The following is a 17,586-nucleotide window of genomic DNA, read 5'->3' as shown; positions in this document are numbered from 1 at the left end:
CCCATCCCGCCGTCGCTACGGTGCGTGCCGATCACATCCGGCGCGCGCCGTGGCCGTACGGCGAGATGGACCTGAAGCAGCTTCGCGAGTCGGGCTGGCGGCCGGTCCCGGTGCGTGACGTGATCGTAAAGGTGCATGCGAGGTGCAATCTCGCATGCACCTATTGCTACGTCTACGAGCACGCCGACCAGAGCTGGCGTGGTCGGCCGTCGGTGATGCCGGCCGAGGTGTGGCAGGCGACGGTCGCCAGTCTCACCCGCCATGTCGTCCGGCACGGCCTGCGGTCGATCCGCGTGATCCTGCACGGCGGCGAGCCGCTACTACTCGGTGCGGCGCGTATCGGCGAGCTCGCCGGAGACCTGCGCGCGAGCCTCGAGGAGCACTGCGCCGTCGAGGTCGGGATGCAGACCAACGGGGTGCTGCTCGATGAGCGGACGATGGCGCAGTTGCGGCGGCACCGGGTGCGGGTCGGCGTCAGCGTCGACGGCACCCGTGCGGACCACGACCGGCACCGGGTGACACACGACGGCCGCGGCACATTCCATCGTGTCGCGGCCGCGCTCGATCTGCTCCGCCAGCCGGAAAACCGTGCGAGCTACGGCGGTCTACTGTGTACTGTCGCGGCCGGCACCGATCCAGTCGCCACCTACGAGGCGCTCCGGGCGTTCGAGCCGCCTTCGATCAACTTCCTCCTGCCCCACGCGAACTGGGAGAACCCGCCAGAGCGGCCCCCAGGCTCGCCGACGCCGCACGGCGACTGGCTCGTCGCGGCCTTCGACAGGTGGTACAAGGACGCGAAACCGCCCAGCGTCCAGCTGTTCGAAGACGTGATCGTGCTGCTGCTCGGCGGCAGGGGCAGCTCGGAGCAGATCGGGCTCAGCCCGGCCGCGCTCGCGGTCATCGAGACCGACGGCACCATCGAGCAGGTCGATGCGCTGAAGTCGGCGTATCAGGGGGCGTCGGCGACCGGTCTGGACATCCGGCGGGACGAGCTGGACGCGTTGCTCGACGACCCCGGCGTCGTGGCCCGGCAGATCGGACGCGTGGCCCTCAGCGACGACTGCCTGGCCTGCCCGCTCCATCAAGTCTGCGGCGGCGGGCACTACGTGCACCGCTACCGCGCGGGGGCTGGATTCCGCAACCCGTCGATCTACTGCGCCGACCTGCAACGACTCATCAACCATGTCCGCGACCGGGTCGTCGCGGACTTCTCCGCCCTGGCCGGAAAGGTCCGCGCATGAGCACCGCTGTCTTCGAGCTCGAAAAGACCCTGTTCGACCGGCTCGCCGGGGGTCTTGGCGGTGCGCCGGCGGTGGAAGCCCTGCGTCTCTCGCAGGTGAGCAAGCACCTTCAGCTCATCGGGTACCTGTTGGAGCGGTGGCCCGGTCCGGCGAGCGAGCGTGACGCGGTGGCCGGCGCTCTCGAGCGAGCTCGGCGCCGTGACCCTGAGCGGTTTCGCGAGGTGATCGGCGCCCCACTTGTCGGCGGTTGGGCGGCGATCGCGGCCCGCGCGGCGCACCGTGGCAGTCCGAAGTGGACGGACGTGGCACAGCTCGCGGCCATCGCGATCGTGGCCGGCGCGGCGACCGGTGTCGACGGCGCGGCGGAGATCCCGGTGCGGGAAGGTATCGCGGCCGTACCCGGAGTCGGAGTAGCGAAGCTCGGCGCCACCGAACGGGCGCTGCTCACCGCGGAAGGCGGTCGCCTCACGCTCAGCGGTGGCGGGACGGTCCTCGAGGTGGGCGGCGAGGAGGACGAGTCGCGCTGGCTGCCGGTACGGCGGCTGACCGCGGAGGCCGCGGGCCAGCGGCTCGCCGTCGGCCTCGACGACGTCGACCCGTACCGGCACGGACATCACGTGCCGCCGGCACCCCGGCTGGCCGCCAGCGAGGTGGCCGCCTGGCAGGAGCACTTCGCCGGTGCGTGGCAGCTGCTCGCGCAGCGCCGGCCGGAGCGCGCGGCGGAGCTGGTGGCTGGGCTGCGGACGCTCGTACCGCTGCTGGACCCGGACGGCCGATCGGCGCGCAGCGCCACGATCCGCCATGCCTTCGGCGTCTTCGGCCTGACCCGCCCGCCGTCACCGGCGGAGTTCGCGGTGACGATCGTTCACGAGTTTCAGCACTCCAAGCTGAGCGCGATGCTCGACCTCGTACCGATGAGCGACCCGGCCGACCGCGGCAGGTACTTCGCGCCGTGGCGCACGGACCCGCGGCCCTTGGCGGGTCTCCTCCAGGGTGTCTACGCGTTCGTCGGGGTCGTCGACATGTGGCGGGTGCTGCGCGAGGTCGACGGCTTGGAGGAAACCGCGACGCGGCAGTTTGCCACCGGACGCATCCATGTGGACATCGGCCTGAGCTCGATCGAAGAGTGCGGTGCGCTGACTCCGGAAGGTCGAGAGCTGGTGGCCCGGCTGCGCGAGACGACCGACGAGCTGCTGGGCGTATCCGTGCCGGCGGCCGTGGCACGGGCGGCGGAGGAGACCACTGCCCGCATCCGGCAGCAGTGGCTGCACCGCAACGGCGCCGGCGCCACGCCAGCCTGAGCCTGGCACGGACCGCTCAGGTCGGCGGCGGCTCGATGTCGCCCTCGGCACGCTGACCTTCGGCGACCAACACGACCTCGTGATGGTCCGGCCCCAACAGCCGGCGCAGCGCGTCGAGAGACTCCGCGAGCAGCGCGTTGCCCTCGTTGGCGTGACCGGACGCCAGCAGGTCGTGAGCGAGGTTGACCGCACGCATCAGCAGGTATGGGTGCTCGAAGCCGTTTCGCTCCTCGTGCCCGCCACCGGTCGTCTCCCGGGAGGTCTGCAACACCTTGGTAGAAAGGTCGAGCGCCGCATCGGCCTGGCCGGCCAGCGCCAAGTCGATGGCGAGCGAGGCGCCGGCACACAAGGTGTACGGGTGCTCGGGCGACAGCACGCTCGCGAGCTCTGCGAAGCAGCGGTCGTCGAGATCTCGGGCGTCGTCGAGCTCGCCGCGGGTTCGCCGGATGATGGCCTGGTTGACCATGGCGACGAGGGTCAGCGGGTGTCGCTCGCCAAAGTCGGACTTGTATCTGCCCAGGGCGTCGGAGATCTGCTGCTCGGCTTCGTCGAGCTCGCCGGACTCGCGGAGTGCGTTGGCGCGGCTCACGCTCACCGCGACGGTGTACTCGTGGTTGGACCCGAACCGCTTCTGGGTGCGCCCCTGTAGCTCTTCGAGGAGGACGGTGGCGTTGTCGAGCCGGCCAGACTTGCGGAGCAGGATGGCGTATGTCCGGTCGGCGAGCAGAGAAAGCCGATGGCTTGACCCGAGCGCGTCGTGCAGCGGCTCCCGCCAGCGCTCGACAAGCTCAAGACCGGCGGCGTAGGCGCCCATGCCGTAGTAGCTGCGTGCCATGTTCATGTACGCCTCGAAGGCGCGCCAGTCTCTGCGGCCCGCGTCTTCCCAGTAGTCGGCGACCTCTCGATCGAGCTTGAACGCCTCGGCGAAGCTGCCCACCATCCGGAAGTCGACCGCGAGGTTGGTCTTGGCCCGCAGCGTGTACGTGTCGTCTTCCGCCTTGAACACCCGGCGGTGCGCCGCCACGGACTGCTTGTCGAACTCGAGGGCCTGTAGGTATCTGCCGGCGATGCGCAGGTCGGCGCCGACCTGGTTGCCGGTGATGAGGGTGGACTCGTGGTTGGGGCCGAGCTGTGGACTCGAGCGGAAGCGCTCGTAGGTGTCGAGGGTGATCTCGGCGGCGCTCGCGCTGTCGCCGTAAGAGCGCATCGCGTTGGCCATCTGGGCGCGTGCCAGCAGCGTGAACTCACCATCTGGCCCGAGCCGCGGATCGAAGGTTTCCTTCTCCCACGCGGTCGCGGCCCACTCCGCCAGCCGACGGCTGTTTTCGAAGTCGCCGATGATGTACAGGTAGCGGGTGTGCTCGACGACGACCTGGCGAGCCTCGAGAGTGTCGGCGTTGATCAGGTCGGCGGGCATGATGTGTGGACCGATCTCGGCGTGCTGGGCGAGGGCGAGCTCACCGAGATCGTCCGCGTCGCCGGGATTGGCCTGGACGAGGATGTTTCTGACGTTGCGCAAGGTCGCCTTGGCCAGCTCGGGCGGCATGGTGTCGCGTAGCACGCGCTGCACCAGCCGGTGCACCTGGATCCGCTGCGTGGCGTCGACCTTCGCCAGGCCGAACCTGTTGAGGTCGCGAACGGCCCGGCTGAGTGGGATCTTGGCGCGCAGCAGGCCGCGCAAGGGCTCGGTGAGGTCCGCGTTCTTGCCGGCGGCCAGCAGTGACACCGCCACCGGCTCACCGCCGAGGTACGCGAAGAGCTCGAAAAGCTGAGCCGTGGCTGGCTGGTCCTGGCGCAGCTGCTCGCTCGCGAGAGTCACGAAAGCCGCGACGGAAAGTGGGTAGTTGCTCGGCTTTCCTTCGGACAACAGCTCGATGTGGCTGTCGAGCAACTCCAGGTATTCCTTGATCGGCATCGCCGTGGCCAGGTACCAGGACGCCGCCTGCTCCAGCGCCAGTGGGAGATCGCCGAGCTTTTCGGCGAGCTGTGCCGCGTCGGACTCGAGAATGCGGACGTTGCCCTCGCTGTCACGGCTGCGCTTGAGTAGCAGCTCGACGCTTTCGGAACGCGTGAAGACGTCGACCTCGATCGCTGGCCCGACCGAGGCCCATTCCTGGATGCGCGTCGTAACGATCACATCGCCGCCGGACGACGGCAGGAACTGATCCAAACTGTCTGGATCATCGGCGTTGTCATAGACCAGCAACCACGAGAGCTCTCCGCTGGCCAGGGCGTCGATGACCATTCGCGCGGATTGCTGTCGATCTTCGGTAGTGGGGAGTCCGAGCCGCTCGCCGAGAGCACTGAGCGAACTCAACACAGCCGCCGTCTGCTCGGCCGGGATCCACCAGATCAGGTCGTACTGATCGAGGTGCCGGTAAACGTACTCGATGACGAGCTGTGTCTTGCCGACACCACCCATCCCATGCAGGGTTTGTGGCAGCACCGACGCCTTGGAACTCGTGCGCAGAGCCTCTTCCAACTGCTCCAGCAACACCTCGCGGCCGGTGAAGTTACGGTTGCGGATGGGGACGCCGCCCCACAGCATGCCGGCTTCGTCGGTGCGGCGCGGACGCGGCCGGCGGCGGTCGACGACGGTGGAGTCGGCCGGCTGGACGGCCTCGTCCGGGAGCGGGTGACCGCCCCGCCCGTGCCGACCGGTCGCCCGGAGACCCGCGAGCGCGCGCGCCTCGATGCCGAGCCCGCCGGCGACCGTGTCCACCCATACCCGGAGCTGCTCGGAGGTCTGGCCGCTCACGAGCGCTTTCAGACGCTCGACGAAAGTGACTAGAGGCGGCACGCCGTCGGCGGCTACCGGCAATCGCTCGATGATGCGGATCGCCTTGGCGGTATCACGCCAGGTTTGCAGCGACCGCAGCTCGCTGACCTCGGAAAGCTCGCCGACCTCGGAGACCGCGTCGGCGACCTCGCCGATCGAAATGCTCGCGAGAACGCCGCGCAATTTTTCCCGGTCGGGAGCGGAGAGCAGTGCGGGCCCGCTCGCGTCGTGTGCCAGGGCGGCCGCTCGTGCGCTGTCGTCGCCGCGATGGTGGCGCAGAACGATCTGAGTGAACGTTTTGAGCCCGCCGGAACAGGTCTGTGAAGCGTTGAGGATCGCCAGGAGATCGCGCCTCGCGTCGACCGATCGGGTGATCTCCAACGGGCGCGCTAGCGCCCGTCGTAGATCTTCCACCCGTGCATCTCGCACATCAGAATCACCAAGTGCTGGAACTCGTAGTAGCGTTTCCAACATGCCGTCGAGGTGATCTCGACCCAGCACGACTTCGGCCACGGGGCACTCATCTCATATGCTCGCGCCAGTATCGGAGGATTCATAATATCGCATCCGAAAAAGATCGGAAGCGTCAATCCTCCGGCGCTGCCACGACACAAGTGCTCACTTTGCGTCGTATTGGACAGTCATTTCCCGTCAGCTCAGTGGCGTGGTGAAGGTGACCGGCGGCGACAGTGGGCTGCTGGTGTACCCCGAACCCCAGAGGGCGTGGGACTGCACCGCGAACGTGTAGGTGCCGCCCGGGGTGAGGGCACCGACGACGAAGGTGGTGAACGGCATCGACGCGTAGCCCCGCCAGGCGCCGTCGACGAACTGGCTCATCGAGTGGCGGAACACGGGGCCGGCCGACCGGGTCCAGGTGAGTCGTGCGCTCGTCGGCGTCAGCTCCGACACGACCGGCTGGCCGGGCGGCGGCAGCGGTATCAGTTCGGCGTCGGACGCGACCGCCGCGGGCCCGGCCGGGGCGGCCTCAGCGGGAGCGGCCAGGCCCCCGGCCAGAGCGACGGTCGCCGCGAGAACCAATACCAGCCGGCCGCGAATCATGGTGCCTCCTACGCAAAGAATTGACGACCATCGAAGTGTATCGCCTACGTGAGCCTGATGGCATCGCCGTCCACTTGGACGCCTACGGCGGGGAGGGGGCGGGGCGCGGGGCCGTCCGTGACCGAGCCGTCCGCGATGGCGAACTTGCTGCCGTGGCACGGGCAGTTGATGGTGCCGTCGGCGACGGCGGTGACCTCGCAGCCGGCGTGGGTGCAGGTCGTGGAGAACGCCTTCACGGTGCCGGCCTCCGGCTGGGTCACCACGACCTTCTGGTCTCCGAAGATCCGGCCGCCGCCCACCGGGATGCTGGCCAACGTGGCCAGCGGCGGCGGGCCGGCCGGCGGTGGCGCCTCCCCGCCGCCTGACGGGCTGCTCGGTGGCGGCTGCCCCGTCGCGGGTGGATTCGCCGGCGGAGCGGGCTCAGGTGCGGACGAGCCGCCATACGTGCTGCACGCGCCCAGGCCGGCCGCGACCGCGGCCGCGCACGGTGCGGTCAGCAGGACCCGGCGCGACGCGAGGTGCTCCGGCATAGCCTCACCCTCTCTAGAGCTTTACGCCGACCTCGGTGAAGAACCACAGCGACGAGGTCAGCCACAGACCGATGAACGCGGTGAACACGAGGCCGCCGGCGACGGGGAGCAGCCAGCCCGGCAGGCCGCGCCGGGTCAGCAGCAGCATCTTCACCGTGAACGCCCCGAAGACGAAGCAGCCGAGCAACGAGTGGACCAGCACCCGCCGGTCGTAGGACTGGAAGCCCAGTGCGTACAGGCAGTGCACGGCGACCGGGATGGACAGCAGGAACGCGATCCGGCCCGACCAGCGGTGTGTCGGGCCGGTCCAGCGGCCGGACGGCACGAACGAAATCTTGCCCCACATGACCAGTGCGGTGAACAGCTGCACCAGCGCGAAGAGCGCCACGCCCGACGCGAGCCACACCTTCACGGTCTGCGGGCTGGAGAAGCCGGCCACGCTGACCGCGATGCCGGTGGGCTCGTGCATGCGGCCGTAGACGCCGAGCGCCACCGACACGGCCGCGCCGATGACGATCGGGATCGCCACCAGCACCACCTTGTCGGCGGAGGACGGCGCGGTGCCGGTCTGGGTTGGCGACGTCATCGTGGACCCCTTAGAACCCGGTGCCGGTGGTGCCGTCGATCGAGTCGGCGGTCACCTCTTCGCCGTTGACCGTCGCGGTGCGGTCGGACAGGTCGAGCGGGGGCGCCGGCGCGGTGCGGCCGCCGCTGTTGGCGATGCCGACCTGGTCGCCGTTGGCCAGCACGATCCAGCCGGTGACCACGCGAGCGCCGCGCAGGTCGGCGGTCGACCGGTACAGGCCGGAGGGTTTCTTGGCGACCGGGATGTCGAGTGTCCACTTGCGACCCTTGGCGGTGACCGTGCCGGCCGCCGAGTCCTTGTCGTACGTCCCGGTCAGGCTGGCCCCGCCGTCGCCGGAGAGCTCCAGCTTGCCGTCCGCGGCCGAGCCGAGCATCCAGGCCTCGATCCGGCGGCCGTCGCACAGGTACGCGATGGCGCCACCGTCGCGTACCGCGATGGCGATGCTGGCGCCGCCGCCGTTCACCTCGCCGGCGTACGCGGCGCGGAGTCCGGCGGGTACTGCCGGTGGTGCGGTGGTGGCCGGCGGGGTCGTCGGCGCGGGTGCGGCCGGGGTGGTCGCGGCCGGCGCGGCACCTTGCTCGGACGCGGCATTACGCCGGGCCACATCCTCCTCCGTCGCATTGGCGCTGAGGACACCCAACACGAGGGCGGTCACCAGTCCGACGAACAAAGTGATCAGTGGTCCGCGCGGTTTTCGATCAACCATCGCCGCACCCCCTAGGTCAACGAAATGGTGCCGCGAAATCTAGCGCGCTGTCGAGGTCGGCCGCCCGCGATTATCATTTAGCCGTCACTGATCATGCATTTACGGCGTTCAAATGGTCGGGAATTCCTCATGATGAAAGAGGACAGGACTGCCCGGTGGTTGGCAGACGTCGACCGGGTGGCGCGGATGGCGGGCGACGCCGACCGGGCCGATCTTGTCGAGCGCCTCGACCGGGCGCGGGCGCGGCTGCTCGCCGAAGACGTTCCGGTCGCGGTGGTCGGCGAGTTCAAGCAGGGAAAGAGCACGCTGGTGAACGCGTTGCTGCGCACCGAGGTCTGCCCGGTCGACGTCGACGTGGTGACCGCGGTGCCGACGATCGTGCGCTACGCGCCGAGGCCTTCCGTGCGGGTGCACCCCGTCGACGAGCAGGCGCCGCCCATCGACGTGCCGTTCGAGCGGCTGCGGGAGTACGTGGCCGGGGGCGAGGCGGACGGCGGCCGGCTGCGCGCCGTCGAGGTGCGGCTCGACCGCCGCCTGCTGCGGGGCGGCTTGTCGCTCGTGGACACTCCGGGCGTGGGCGGCCTCGACTCGGCCCACGGCAACCTCACGCTCGGCGCGCTGAGCCTGGCGCACGCGGCCCTGTTCGTCACCGACGCCGCCCAGGAGCTGACCGCGCCCGAGGTGGAGTTTCTGGAACGGGCGGTGGAGCGCTGCCCGCGTGTGGTGTGCGTGCTGACCAAGACCGACCTGCACGCGGAGTGGCGGCGCATCGCCGAGCTCGACCGGGCTCACCTGGAGCGGGCCGGCCTGTCGCTGCCGGTCGTGCCGGTCTCCTCGTTCCTGCGGATGCGGGCCGGCGCCCGAGACAGCGCGGCGCTCAACGCGGAGTCCGGGTTTCCCCGGTTGATCGACGCCCTGCGCCGGCACGTGCTCGGCGGCGCCGACACGGCCGCGGTGGCCGGGGTCCGCCGCGACCTCGCGTTCGCCGTCGCGCAGCTCAAGGAGCAGGTCGGTGCCGAGCGTGCCGCCGTGGTGGACCCGGCGGCCGGTGCCGCGCTGGCCGACCGGCTCGCCGAGCAGACCCGGCGCCGCCAGAGCCTCGCCGCCGGGTCGGCGTCCTGGCAGACGGTGCTCGCCGACGGCATCCAGGACCTCAGCACCGACGTCGACCACGACCTCCGCGAGCGGTTGCGCGCCATGGTCCACCGCGGCGACGCGGAGCTCGACCTCGGAGATCCCCGCGATACCTGGTACGACTTCAAGGCGTGGGCCACCCGCGAGGCGACCGCCGTGGCTGTCGACAACCTCCTCGTGCTCGTCACCCGCGCCGAAGAGCTGGCCCGCGAGGTCGCCGGGCGCTTCGACCTGGAGTACGACAGCCTCGACCTCGACTTGCCGGCCCCGGCCGCCGCGGTCGCCACCGTGAGCGGGCTCGAGGTCCGGTTCGACCGGTCGTCGGTGCAGCAGTTCCTCGGCGTCTTCACCGCCGCCCGGGTCACGTACGGCGGCCTGTTCATGCTCGGCGCGTTCGGCAGCCTGCTCGGCCTGACGCTGGCCGCTCCCGTGGGTGTGCTGGGCGGGCTGACGGTGGGCCGCAAGCTCATCCGCGACGAGCGGCAGCGCCAGGTGGAGCAGCGCCGCCAGCAGGCCAAGCAGGAGCTGCGGCGGTACGTCGACGACGTCGGCTTCGTGGTCGGGCGGGACAGCCGCGACGCGGTGCGCCGCACCCAGCGGTTTCTGCGCGACGAGTTCACCGCCCGGGCCGGCGGTGCCCGGCGTTCGTCCGAGCAGGCGCTGGCCGCGGTGCGCCGTACCGCCGGGATGCGCGCCGACGACCGCACCCGCCGCGCGGAGGAGCTCGACCGGGGGTGGCGCGACCTCGACCGGGTCGCGGAGCGCGTCACCGCGGACCGCGGCATCCGGGCGGTGCCGTGAACACGCCGCTGACCGACCAGGTCCGGACGCTGCTCGACCGCGCCGGGCGGCAGCTCTCCGGCGCCGAGGCGCGGGCCACGCTCGCCGCGGCCGTACGGCGCCTCGACGAGCCGCTGCGGGTCGCCATCGCGGGCAAGCTCAAGGCGGGCAAGTCCACGCTCCTCAACGCGATGGTGGGGGAGGACCTGGCGCCGACCGACGCCGGCGAGTGCACCCGGATCGTGACCTGGTACCGGGACGGGCCCGGGTACAAGGTGACGGCACACCTCACCGACGGGCGCTACGAGGCGCGGCCGTTCGACCGGGTGGCCGGTGCCGTGCGGATCTCGCTGGGCCGGCCCGCCGAGGAGGTCGACCACCTGACCGTCGAGGTGCCCAGCCGCCGGCTGCGCGAGCACACGCTCATCGACACGCCCGGGCTGGCCTCGCTCTCCGCCGACGTGTCGCTGCGCACGATGTCGTTTCTGGAGGCCGACGGCGAACGGGCCGCCGGCACCGACGCGGTGATCTACCTGCTGCGCCACATGCACGGCGGTGACCTGCGCTTCCTGGAAGCGTTCCACGGCGACGACCTCGTGTCCGGCACCCCGGTCAACGCGGTCGGTGTGCTGTCCCGCGCCGACGAGATCGGCGCCTGCCGGCTCGACGCGATGGCGGCCGCGGGCCGGGTGGCCGCCCGCTACCAGGCCGACGAGCGGTTGCGCCGGCTGTGCCCGATCGTGTTGCCGGTCGCCGGGCTGCTCGCCGCGGCGGGTGCGACGCTGCGCGAGGAGGAGTTCGGCACGCTGGCCCGCATCGCGGCGGCACCGGCGGCCGACGCCGTCGACCTGATGCTCACCGCCGACCGGTTCACGGCGACCGCGACCGCCGCCGGGGCCGGCCAGGCGGAGCGGCGCCGGGTCCTCGCCAGGTTGGGTCTTTTCGGGGTACGCCTCGGCGTGCGCCTGATCCGCGACGGCACCGTGCGCAGCGCGGGCGACCTGGCCCGCGAGCTGACCGCGCACAGCGGCCTCGACCGGCTGCGGGAGACGCTGGCGACCCAGTTCGTCGGCCGCGCGCAGGTGCTGAAGGCGCGGTCGGCGCTGGCCACGCTCGACGCGGTGCTGCGTTCGCCGGGGGTGGCGGCCGAGCCCGCCGCGGCCGATCTCGGCGCGGCGGCCGAGCAGATCCGGGCCAGCGCGCACGAGTTCGTCGAGGTGCGGCTGCTGCACCTGCTGCGCTCGGGCCGCATGCCGGGGCGAGCCGGGCAGCTCGCCGAGCTCGACCTGCTGCTCGGCGGCGGCGGGACGGCCGCGCCGGCCCGGTTGGGGCTGCCCGGCGACGCGCCGCCCGAGCTGCTGGCCGCTACCGCCGAGCGGGCGCTGGCGCGCTGGCAGGCGGTCGCCGAGCACCCGCTGTCGGCGCGGGAGCTGCGCACGGCGGCCCGAGCGGCCAGCCGGAGCTGCGAGGGCATCCTCGCCGCCCTGCGCGGGTGACGCCAGCCGTCAGCCGCCGCCGTCGGGCGGCGGGGAGGCGGCGTCGAGCTCCGGAGACGGCGAAGGGGGCACCGACGGTTCGGTGGGAGGAGGCGTGTCCTCGATCGGGCTTGGCGTGTCGGTCGACCGGCGCGGCGGCTGTGGCTTCTTCGTCTTTCGCGGGGTGACCCTGGTGGGTGAGGGAGACGGCGTCGGCGACGGGGTCGCCGAGGGCGTGGTGATGTCCGGCGCCAGGCCGGGCGGCAGCCGCAGCGCGTACAGGCGGCCGTCGGCGGCGCCGACGTACATGACGCCGGCATCGACCCGCGCCGCGGCGCCGTCGAGGCCGTCGAGCGGCGACACCCATCGCTCGTCACCGGTCGCTGCGTCTAGCGAGTGGATCCGGTCGGCCTGGCTGGTGACGTAGAGGACCCCGTCCGCCAGCACCGGCACCGGACGGCCACCGTCCACGGTGAACCGCCACCGCACGCTGCGGTCGTCGACGTAGAGCGCGCACACGACGCCGTCGGACGCGCCGAAGTAGACGGTGTCGCCGGTGACCAGCGGCGCGGCGGCGACGCCGGCCGTGGTCGTGTAGCTCCACCGCTCGCGTCCGGTCGCGGCGTCCAGCGCGTACAGGCGGCGGCCGGCACTGCCGACGTGCACCAGCCCGCCGGCCACCGCGGGTGCGGAGAGGGCGTCGCGGCCGGCCCGACCCACCCAGCGCTGGTCGCCCCGCGCCGCGTCGATCGCGTGGACCTTGCCGTCTTCGGTGGTCGCGTACACGGTGTCGCCGGAGGCCGTCGGTGCGGTGGCGATCGGGTCGTCGGCCCCGTAGGTCCACCGCCGGCCGCCGCTGAGGCTGAACGCGCGCACCGTTTCGTCGCCGCTGACGTAGAGCGTCTCGCCGGCGAGCGTGGGATTTTGTCCGGCGTCCGCCTTGGACCACCGCCGCCGTCCGTCGCCGGCGCCGATGGCATGGAGCGTCCCGTCCTGGCCGGCCGCGTAGACCACGCCGCCGCGCACCTGCGGCGACGAGGTCACCGGGCTGCCGGTCGGGTATCGCCACAGGCGCTGGCCGGTGGTCCGGTCGATCGCGTGCACGGCGCCGTCCTGGCCGCCGACGTAGACCGCGTTGCCGGCGACCGCGGCGCGGCCGGTGATCGGCTTTCCGGTCGGGTATGCCCACAGCAGGGTCGGCGCCGGGCCGGCGGTCGGTGTCGGGTTTGCCGGCGGCGCGCCGCCCCCACCCGGATCGGCGGAGTCGGGCCAGGCGAGCACGGCCGCCGGCGTCGCGACAAGGACGAGCGCGGCGGCCCCGGCGACCACCCATCGGCCCTTTCCACCGAGGCGAGTGGCCATCCGGCGCATCCGGGCGGCGAGCGCCGACGGCGGCCTCGGCAGGCGTTCGCCGGCATCTGCCCGAGCCGCCACGACGGGCCGGACGGCCGCCGTGGCGACGATCCGCTCGGGCAGGCGAGCGGCCGCTGGCTCGGGCGAAGGCGACGGTGACGATGGCGGTGGCGGTGGCGGCGAGGGTGCGGCCGGTGCCGCGGTCTCCGGGCGGGGCGGCGTAACCGGGCCGGTCGTCGCGGCGGCGCCTAGGGCGATGCTGTGCTCCGGGTGCGGGTCGAGCGTGACCGGCCGGCCGAACTCCGCGCCGAGGAGCTGGCTGACCAGCGGGATGCGCGACGATCCGCCGGCGAGCACGATCGAGCGCAGGTCGCCCGCGGCCACCCCGGCAGACCGCAGCGCGCGGCCGGTGGCGGCCACCGTTTCGGACAGGGCCGGGCCGATCATCGCCTCGAACTCGGAGCGGTTGAGCCGCACGCGCGTGTGCAGGCCGGGCAGCGCGACCTGGATCATCACCTCGGTGTCGAAGGTCAGCGCCTCCTTCGCCTCGGTGCATTCCCGCCGCAGCCGCGCCAGCGCGGCCGTCGCCTCGTCGTCTTCCGGGTCGAGGTCTTCGACCGCGCTGCCGAGCGTGGCGACGACGTGGCCGAAGACCGCCTCGTCGAAGTCGATGCCGCCGAGCTGCTCGATCCCCTCGGGCCGGCCGAGCAGCGCGAACCCGGTCTCGGTCTTGCGCAGCACGGCCGCGTCGAACGTGCCGCCGCCCAGGTCGTACACCGCGACGGTCTCGCCCGGCCGGACCCGCTCGCCGGCGGCGAAGTTGATCGCCGCTGCCTCGGGCTCGGTGCGGTAGGTGACCTCGCCCACGTCGGCCAGGTGGACCGCCTGCTCCAGCAGCTCCCGCTTGAACGGCCCCCAGTTGGCCGGGTGGGTGACGGTGATGGCGGTCGGCGGCCCGTCGTACTGCCCGGCCACGATGTCGAACACCTGCCGCAGCAGCCGGGCGGTCAGCGCGTGGGCGGGGTACGGCGCGCCGCCGACCAGCAGCGGCACCGGATCGCCGATGCGGCGCTTGAACTCGCGGGCCAGCCGCTCCGGCTCCGTCGCGCCACGCCGCTCGGCGGGCTCTCCGACGAGCACTCCGCCGTCGGGCAGCACGAAGACCAGCGAGGGGATCTCCGGCCGGCGGCTGCCCAGCTGGACCGCCTCGACCCGGCCGTCGACCCGGACCGCGGCCGCCGTGTGTGTCGTGCCGAGGTCGACACCCAGCCCGTAACCGGTCATGCGGGCACCACCCGGCACTTCGGCGCCAGGGCGCGGTGCTGGTCGCAGTACGCCTGCGCCGCCGCGTCCGAGGCGAATCCGTCCTGGAGCAGCACCATCAGGCCGTCCGCCCCGTCGGCCAGGTCGGGCGAGCGGGTGCTGTCGACGAGGCGCACCGGCATGCCCGCCGCGGTCAGCCGGGCGAGGGCGGCCTCCGCGTTCGCGGTGCCCTGGCCACCACGCTGGAACGCCTCGACGAACGCGTACGGCGCGCGCACCCGAATCTCCGCCGCCGGGGTGTCCGGAGTGGACTCGCCGCCGGTGAGCCGCGCCCAGCCGCCGAACAGCACGGCGCCGGCGGCGAGCAGCACGAGCAGTGCGGTCAGGCCGGCCGCGGCGGCGCGACCCACCCGCGGCGGCGACTGCCCGGTCTCGTCCACCGTGGCCAGCGCGGGCGCCTCCGGGCCGGCGGTGTCGTCGTGGCAGGACAGCGTCACCACGTACGGGATGGATCCGCCGACGACGAGTGCGGGCGGGCGGGCCTCGACGTGCGCGCTGGCCGAGCCGCCGGGCGGCAGGTCCAGCCTGGCCGGCTCCACCTCGACACGTCCGCCGGCCGGATGCAGGCGCGGCTCGACGCGGATGGTACGGCGGTCGGTGCCGGGGTTGGTCACGCTGAGCGTGAAGTGCGCGGGGCGCCCGTTGGAGGTGCGCCACAGCTTCACCTGGAGCACCTCGGGCGGCGAGAGCAGGACGAGGCCCGTCGCGCGGCCGAGCGCCAGGCCGCCGTCGGCGTCGACGGCCTGGACGGTGAACGGGAGCAACGTGGCCGCGGGCGCCGTGTCGGCGGGTGGACGGAGGGCGAGCGCGACGCTCCGCGTGCCGCCGGCGGGCACCGTCACGACCTGCTCGCCGTCGGTGGACCAGGCACCCGCCCGGCTGCCGGCGACGGAGAGCCGCACCCGGACGTCTGTTGTGGACCGGTTGGCCAGCTCGACCGGCACCCCGGTCTCCGCGCCCGGCCGTAGCTCGACCGGGTGCCGCGGGATCTCGATCCGCACGTCCATCAGCTCACCGGGGCCGGTCCGGCGGGATCGGGCTGTGCTCCTACCCCGCCAAGCGGCGGGTCCGCGGCCAGCGCGCTCAACGGGGTGGACGCCGCGTCGAGCGGGTTGGAGCCGGCCTGCCGCTCCAGGGCGTCGCCGAAGCCGTCGGAGTCGCTGTCGGCCAGCCGCGGGTCGAGGCCCAGCGCCACTTCGAGCGCGTCGTCGAGCCCGTCGCGGTCGGTGTCCACCTGGTCCTGGGCGAGGCTGCCGTCGAGGTGGCCGTCTTCGTCGGTGTCGGGCGAGGTCGGGTCGAGGCCACGGGTCAGCTCGAACGCGTCGTCGAGCAGGTCGCCGTCGGTGTCGGCCCGGTTGGGGTCGGTGCGGCTGGTCACCAGCTCGTAGCCGTCGCTCAGGCCGTCGCCGTCGGTGTCCGCGGCGCGGGTGTCGAGGCCACGCCAGCGCTCGTAGGCGTCGGTGAGCCCGTCTTCGTCGGTGTCGGCGCCGCCGAACTCCGAGGGCGGGGCGGTCGCCACCGGCGCGGCCGTCGCCGCCGCGGCCAGTGGGGTGGCGGTGCCGTCGGAGATGCCCGGGATCACCGCGGCGAACTCGAACCGCTGCTTCGCGTCGAACTCGCCGACGCCCGCGCGCCGGCCCTGCGCCTCGATCGTGCGCCCGTCGCCGAGGCTGATCGCGACGTGCGCGCCCGGCGTGCGGCCGTCACCGGGCCGCGGCTCGCGGTCGAACGAGAAGAGCAGCGCGCCCGGCGTGGTCTTGGCCTGCTCGACCGGGATCAGCATGCCGCGCTCTTTGAGATGGAGGTATTGCGCGGTCGCCCCATCGGGGATCTCCACGCCGGCCTGGTGGGCCGCCCACTGGGTCAGCTCGGAGCAGTCGAACGTGTCCGGGTCGGCGTCGTCGAGGCGGGTCTCGGCGCCGAAGACGTACTGGTCGCCGGCCTGCGCGCGGGCGACCTCGAGAAACCGCTCCAGCGCGCTGTTGCCGGACGGGCCGCCGGCCGCCACCGGAGCTTGCGGCGCTCCGCCGGCCCCGGGACCGTCCGCCCCGCCGGAGAGCGGGTGGCCGTATCCGGGCGTGCCGGTCCACACGCCGCGCCCGGGACCGTCGCCGAACGCGATCGCGGCCTGCTGGGCCGCCTCCCGATGGCGCAGGTAGCGGGCACCCATCCCGCCGTGCGTCACGGTCCACGGTGAGACGTCGGACCCGCCTTGGGCCACCGCGAACGCCGCCTGCGCGTTTTGCAGCGGGTCGTACAGGTTGAAACGGCGCGCCAGGTCGGGGTGGGCGCGCGCGTTGATCTGCCACAGCCCGCGGGAGTCTTCACCGACCGGGTTGTGCGCCTGGCTGTTGCCGTTCGACTCCGCGAGCGCGATGGCGGTCATCGTCGCCGCCTCGTCCGCCGAGAAGCCCGCACGGCGCGCGAAACCGTAGATCTGTTCCGCCGAGTACCTGGGCATGGGATCGACGATAAAGCGCGCCCGCCAGAACCCGAAATAGAAATGATCGTCCGGTTGCCCTTTCGGGCAGATCTTCGTGCAGATCATTTATTGCATGCATGAGATCAATATCTGGTACGACAGGAAAACGACAGAATCGGCTGCCAAAAATCGTTGTCGCGCGTGAATTCGTGGTCGCATCATGGCGTGGGGGGACGACCACTAGACACACCGGGGGGTGGTGCCGGTGGACACCCAAGGACCACCCTCGGTCTGGATCGACAACAGCCACGCGATCGTGCGGCGCGGCATGGCCGCCTGCCTCCAGCAGGCTGGCTTCGTCGTGCGCGGGGAGAGCGTGGGGCTGACGCCTACGCCCGCCATGGCCGGGCTCGATGTGCTGATCTTCGAGTCGGAGGGCAGCGCGCTGCGCCGAGCCGTGCGCCTCGTCGTGGGCCGCCGCACCCGCCTCGTCGCCACGCTTCGCGCCGCCAGCGAGCAGCATGTGCGCGAGATCGTCGACGCCGGGGTCGGCGCGGTGCTGCCGCACGAGACGCTCACTCCGGAGACGCTCGTCACCACCCTGCGCGCGGTCGTGGCCGGCACCGTGATCCTCCCCGGCGACCTGCTGGCCCGGCTGCTCGTCCACGTGCGCCAGCACTCGCAGCTCGGCCCCGCTGAGCTCAGCAGCCGCGAGCGGTCGGTGCTGCGCCTGCTCGCCGACGGCATGGACACCCGCGGCATCGCCGAAGATCTCTGCTTCTCCGAGCGCACCGTCAAAAACGTCGTACACGACCTGCTGACCAAGCTGAACTGCCGGACCCGCGCGCAGGCTGTCGCCCTCGCGACGCGGGAAGGCGTGATCTAGCGGCCGCCCGG

General features: G+C 72.4%; 14 protein-coding genes. 5 read left to right on the top strand and 9 right to left on the bottom strand.

What is annotated here, in order from left to right; genetic code table 11:
- Window positions 1–20 precede the first annotated feature (20 nt).
- Window positions 21–1,241 (top strand): FxsB family cyclophane-forming radical SAM/SPASM peptide maturase, encoded by a 1,221-nt coding sequence (locus AC5L36_RS28840; RefSeq protein WP_441221856.1) that lies wholly within the window; start codon window positions 21–23, stop codon window positions 1,239–1,241.
- A complete protein-coding gene (locus AC5L36_RS28835; RefSeq protein WP_441221854.1) occupies window positions 1,238–2,542 on the top strand; it encodes an HEXXH motif domain-containing protein in 1,305 nt (434 codons plus the stop codon). Before AC5L36_RS28840 ends, AC5L36_RS28835 begins: the two co-directional genes overlap by 4 nt.
- A gap of 16 nt (window positions 2,543–2,558) precedes the next feature.
- Here the strand turns inward: AC5L36_RS28835 and fxsT are convergent, their stop codons facing one another.
- The 6 genes from fxsT to AC5L36_RS28805 form a co-directional block, all read right to left on the bottom strand.
- Complete coding sequence (gene fxsT, locus AC5L36_RS28830) at window positions 2,559–5,735, bottom strand: FxSxx-COOH system tetratricopeptide repeat protein (protein ID WP_441221852.1); 3,177 nt, start codon at window positions 5,733–5,735, stop codon at window positions 2,559–2,561.
- Window positions 5,711–5,845: a hypothetical protein gene (locus AC5L36_RS28825; RefSeq protein WP_441221850.1), complete on the bottom strand. Its 135-nt coding sequence runs from the start codon at window positions 5,843–5,845 to the stop codon at window positions 5,711–5,713. The genes fxsT and AC5L36_RS28825 overlap by 25 nt, the downstream gene beginning before the upstream one ends.
- Window positions 5,846–5,972: 127 nt before the next feature.
- A complete protein-coding gene (locus tag AC5L36_RS28820; protein ID WP_441221848.1) occupies window positions 5,973–6,380 on the bottom strand; it encodes a fibronectin type III domain-containing protein in 408 nt (135 codons plus the stop codon).
- 44 nt (window positions 6,381–6,424) lie between these two features.
- Window positions 6,425–6,910: a Rieske (2Fe-2S) protein gene (locus AC5L36_RS28815; protein WP_441221846.1), complete on the bottom strand. Its 486-nt coding sequence runs from the start codon at window positions 6,908–6,910 to the stop codon at window positions 6,425–6,427.
- Window positions 6,911–6,923: 13 nt separating this feature from the next.
- Complete coding sequence (locus AC5L36_RS28810) at window positions 6,924–7,496, bottom strand: DUF6529 family protein (protein ID WP_441221844.1); 573 nt, start codon at window positions 7,494–7,496, stop codon at window positions 6,924–6,926.
- Window positions 7,497–7,506: 10 nt separating this feature from the next.
- On the bottom strand, window positions 7,507–8,202 hold the full coding sequence (locus AC5L36_RS28805; protein WP_441221842.1) for a hypothetical protein: 696 nt from the start codon (window positions 8,200–8,202) through the stop codon (window positions 7,507–7,509).
- A gap of 159 nt (window positions 8,203–8,361) precedes the next feature.
- Here AC5L36_RS28805 and AC5L36_RS28800 point away from each other — a divergent pair, with 159 nt between their 5' ends.
- Together AC5L36_RS28800 and AC5L36_RS28795 are read left to right on the top strand one after the other, a co-directional pair.
- Window positions 8,362–10,137 carry a dynamin family protein gene (locus AC5L36_RS28800; protein WP_441221840.1) on the top strand — a complete coding sequence of 592 codons (1,776 nt, stop codon included), beginning with the start codon at window positions 8,362–8,364 and terminating at the stop codon, window positions 10,135–10,137.
- Window positions 10,134–11,612 (top strand): dynamin family protein, encoded by a 1,479-nt coding sequence (locus tag AC5L36_RS28795; RefSeq protein WP_441221838.1) that lies wholly within the window; start codon window positions 10,134–10,136, stop codon window positions 11,610–11,612. The genes AC5L36_RS28800 and AC5L36_RS28795 overlap by 4 nt, the downstream gene beginning before the upstream one ends.
- 9 nt (window positions 11,613–11,621) lie before the next feature.
- On the opposite strand, the gene AC5L36_RS28790 is transcribed toward AC5L36_RS28795, so the two are convergent.
- Genes AC5L36_RS28790 through AC5L36_RS28780 form a run of 3 tightly spaced genes read right to left on the bottom strand, consistent with a single transcriptional unit; the run spans window position 11,622 to window position 16,728 of the window.
- On the bottom strand, window positions 11,622–14,228 hold the full coding sequence (locus AC5L36_RS28790; RefSeq protein ID WP_441221836.1) for an outer membrane protein assembly factor BamB family protein: 2,607 nt from the start codon (window positions 14,226–14,228) through the stop codon (window positions 11,622–11,624).
- Window positions 14,225–15,274 carry a COG1470 family protein gene (locus tag AC5L36_RS28785; RefSeq protein WP_441221834.1) on the bottom strand — a complete coding sequence of 350 codons (1,050 nt, stop codon included), beginning with the start codon at window positions 15,272–15,274 and terminating at the stop codon, window positions 14,225–14,227. The genes AC5L36_RS28790 and AC5L36_RS28785 overlap by 4 nt, the downstream gene beginning before the upstream one ends.
- Window positions 15,274–16,728 (bottom strand): NlpC/P60 family protein, encoded by a 1,455-nt coding sequence (locus AC5L36_RS28780; RefSeq protein ID WP_441221832.1) that lies wholly within the window; start codon window positions 16,726–16,728, stop codon window positions 15,274–15,276. The genes AC5L36_RS28785 and AC5L36_RS28780 overlap by 1 nt, the downstream gene beginning before the upstream one ends.
- Before the next feature lie 226 nt (window positions 16,729–16,954).
- On the opposite strand from AC5L36_RS28780, the gene AC5L36_RS28775 reads away from it, so the two are divergent.
- Window positions 16,955–17,575, top strand: a complete 621-nt coding sequence (locus AC5L36_RS28775; RefSeq protein ID WP_441221830.1) for a response regulator transcription factor — start codon at window positions 16,955–16,957, stop codon at window positions 17,573–17,575.
- Window positions 17,576–17,586: the final 11 nt, after the last annotated feature.

The sequence above is a fragment of the Phytohabitans sp. LZ39 genome, assembly GCF_059359075.1.
The sequence above is the reverse complement of the archived record's forward strand: the minus strand, read 5'-3'. Positions and strand labels throughout refer to the sequence as shown.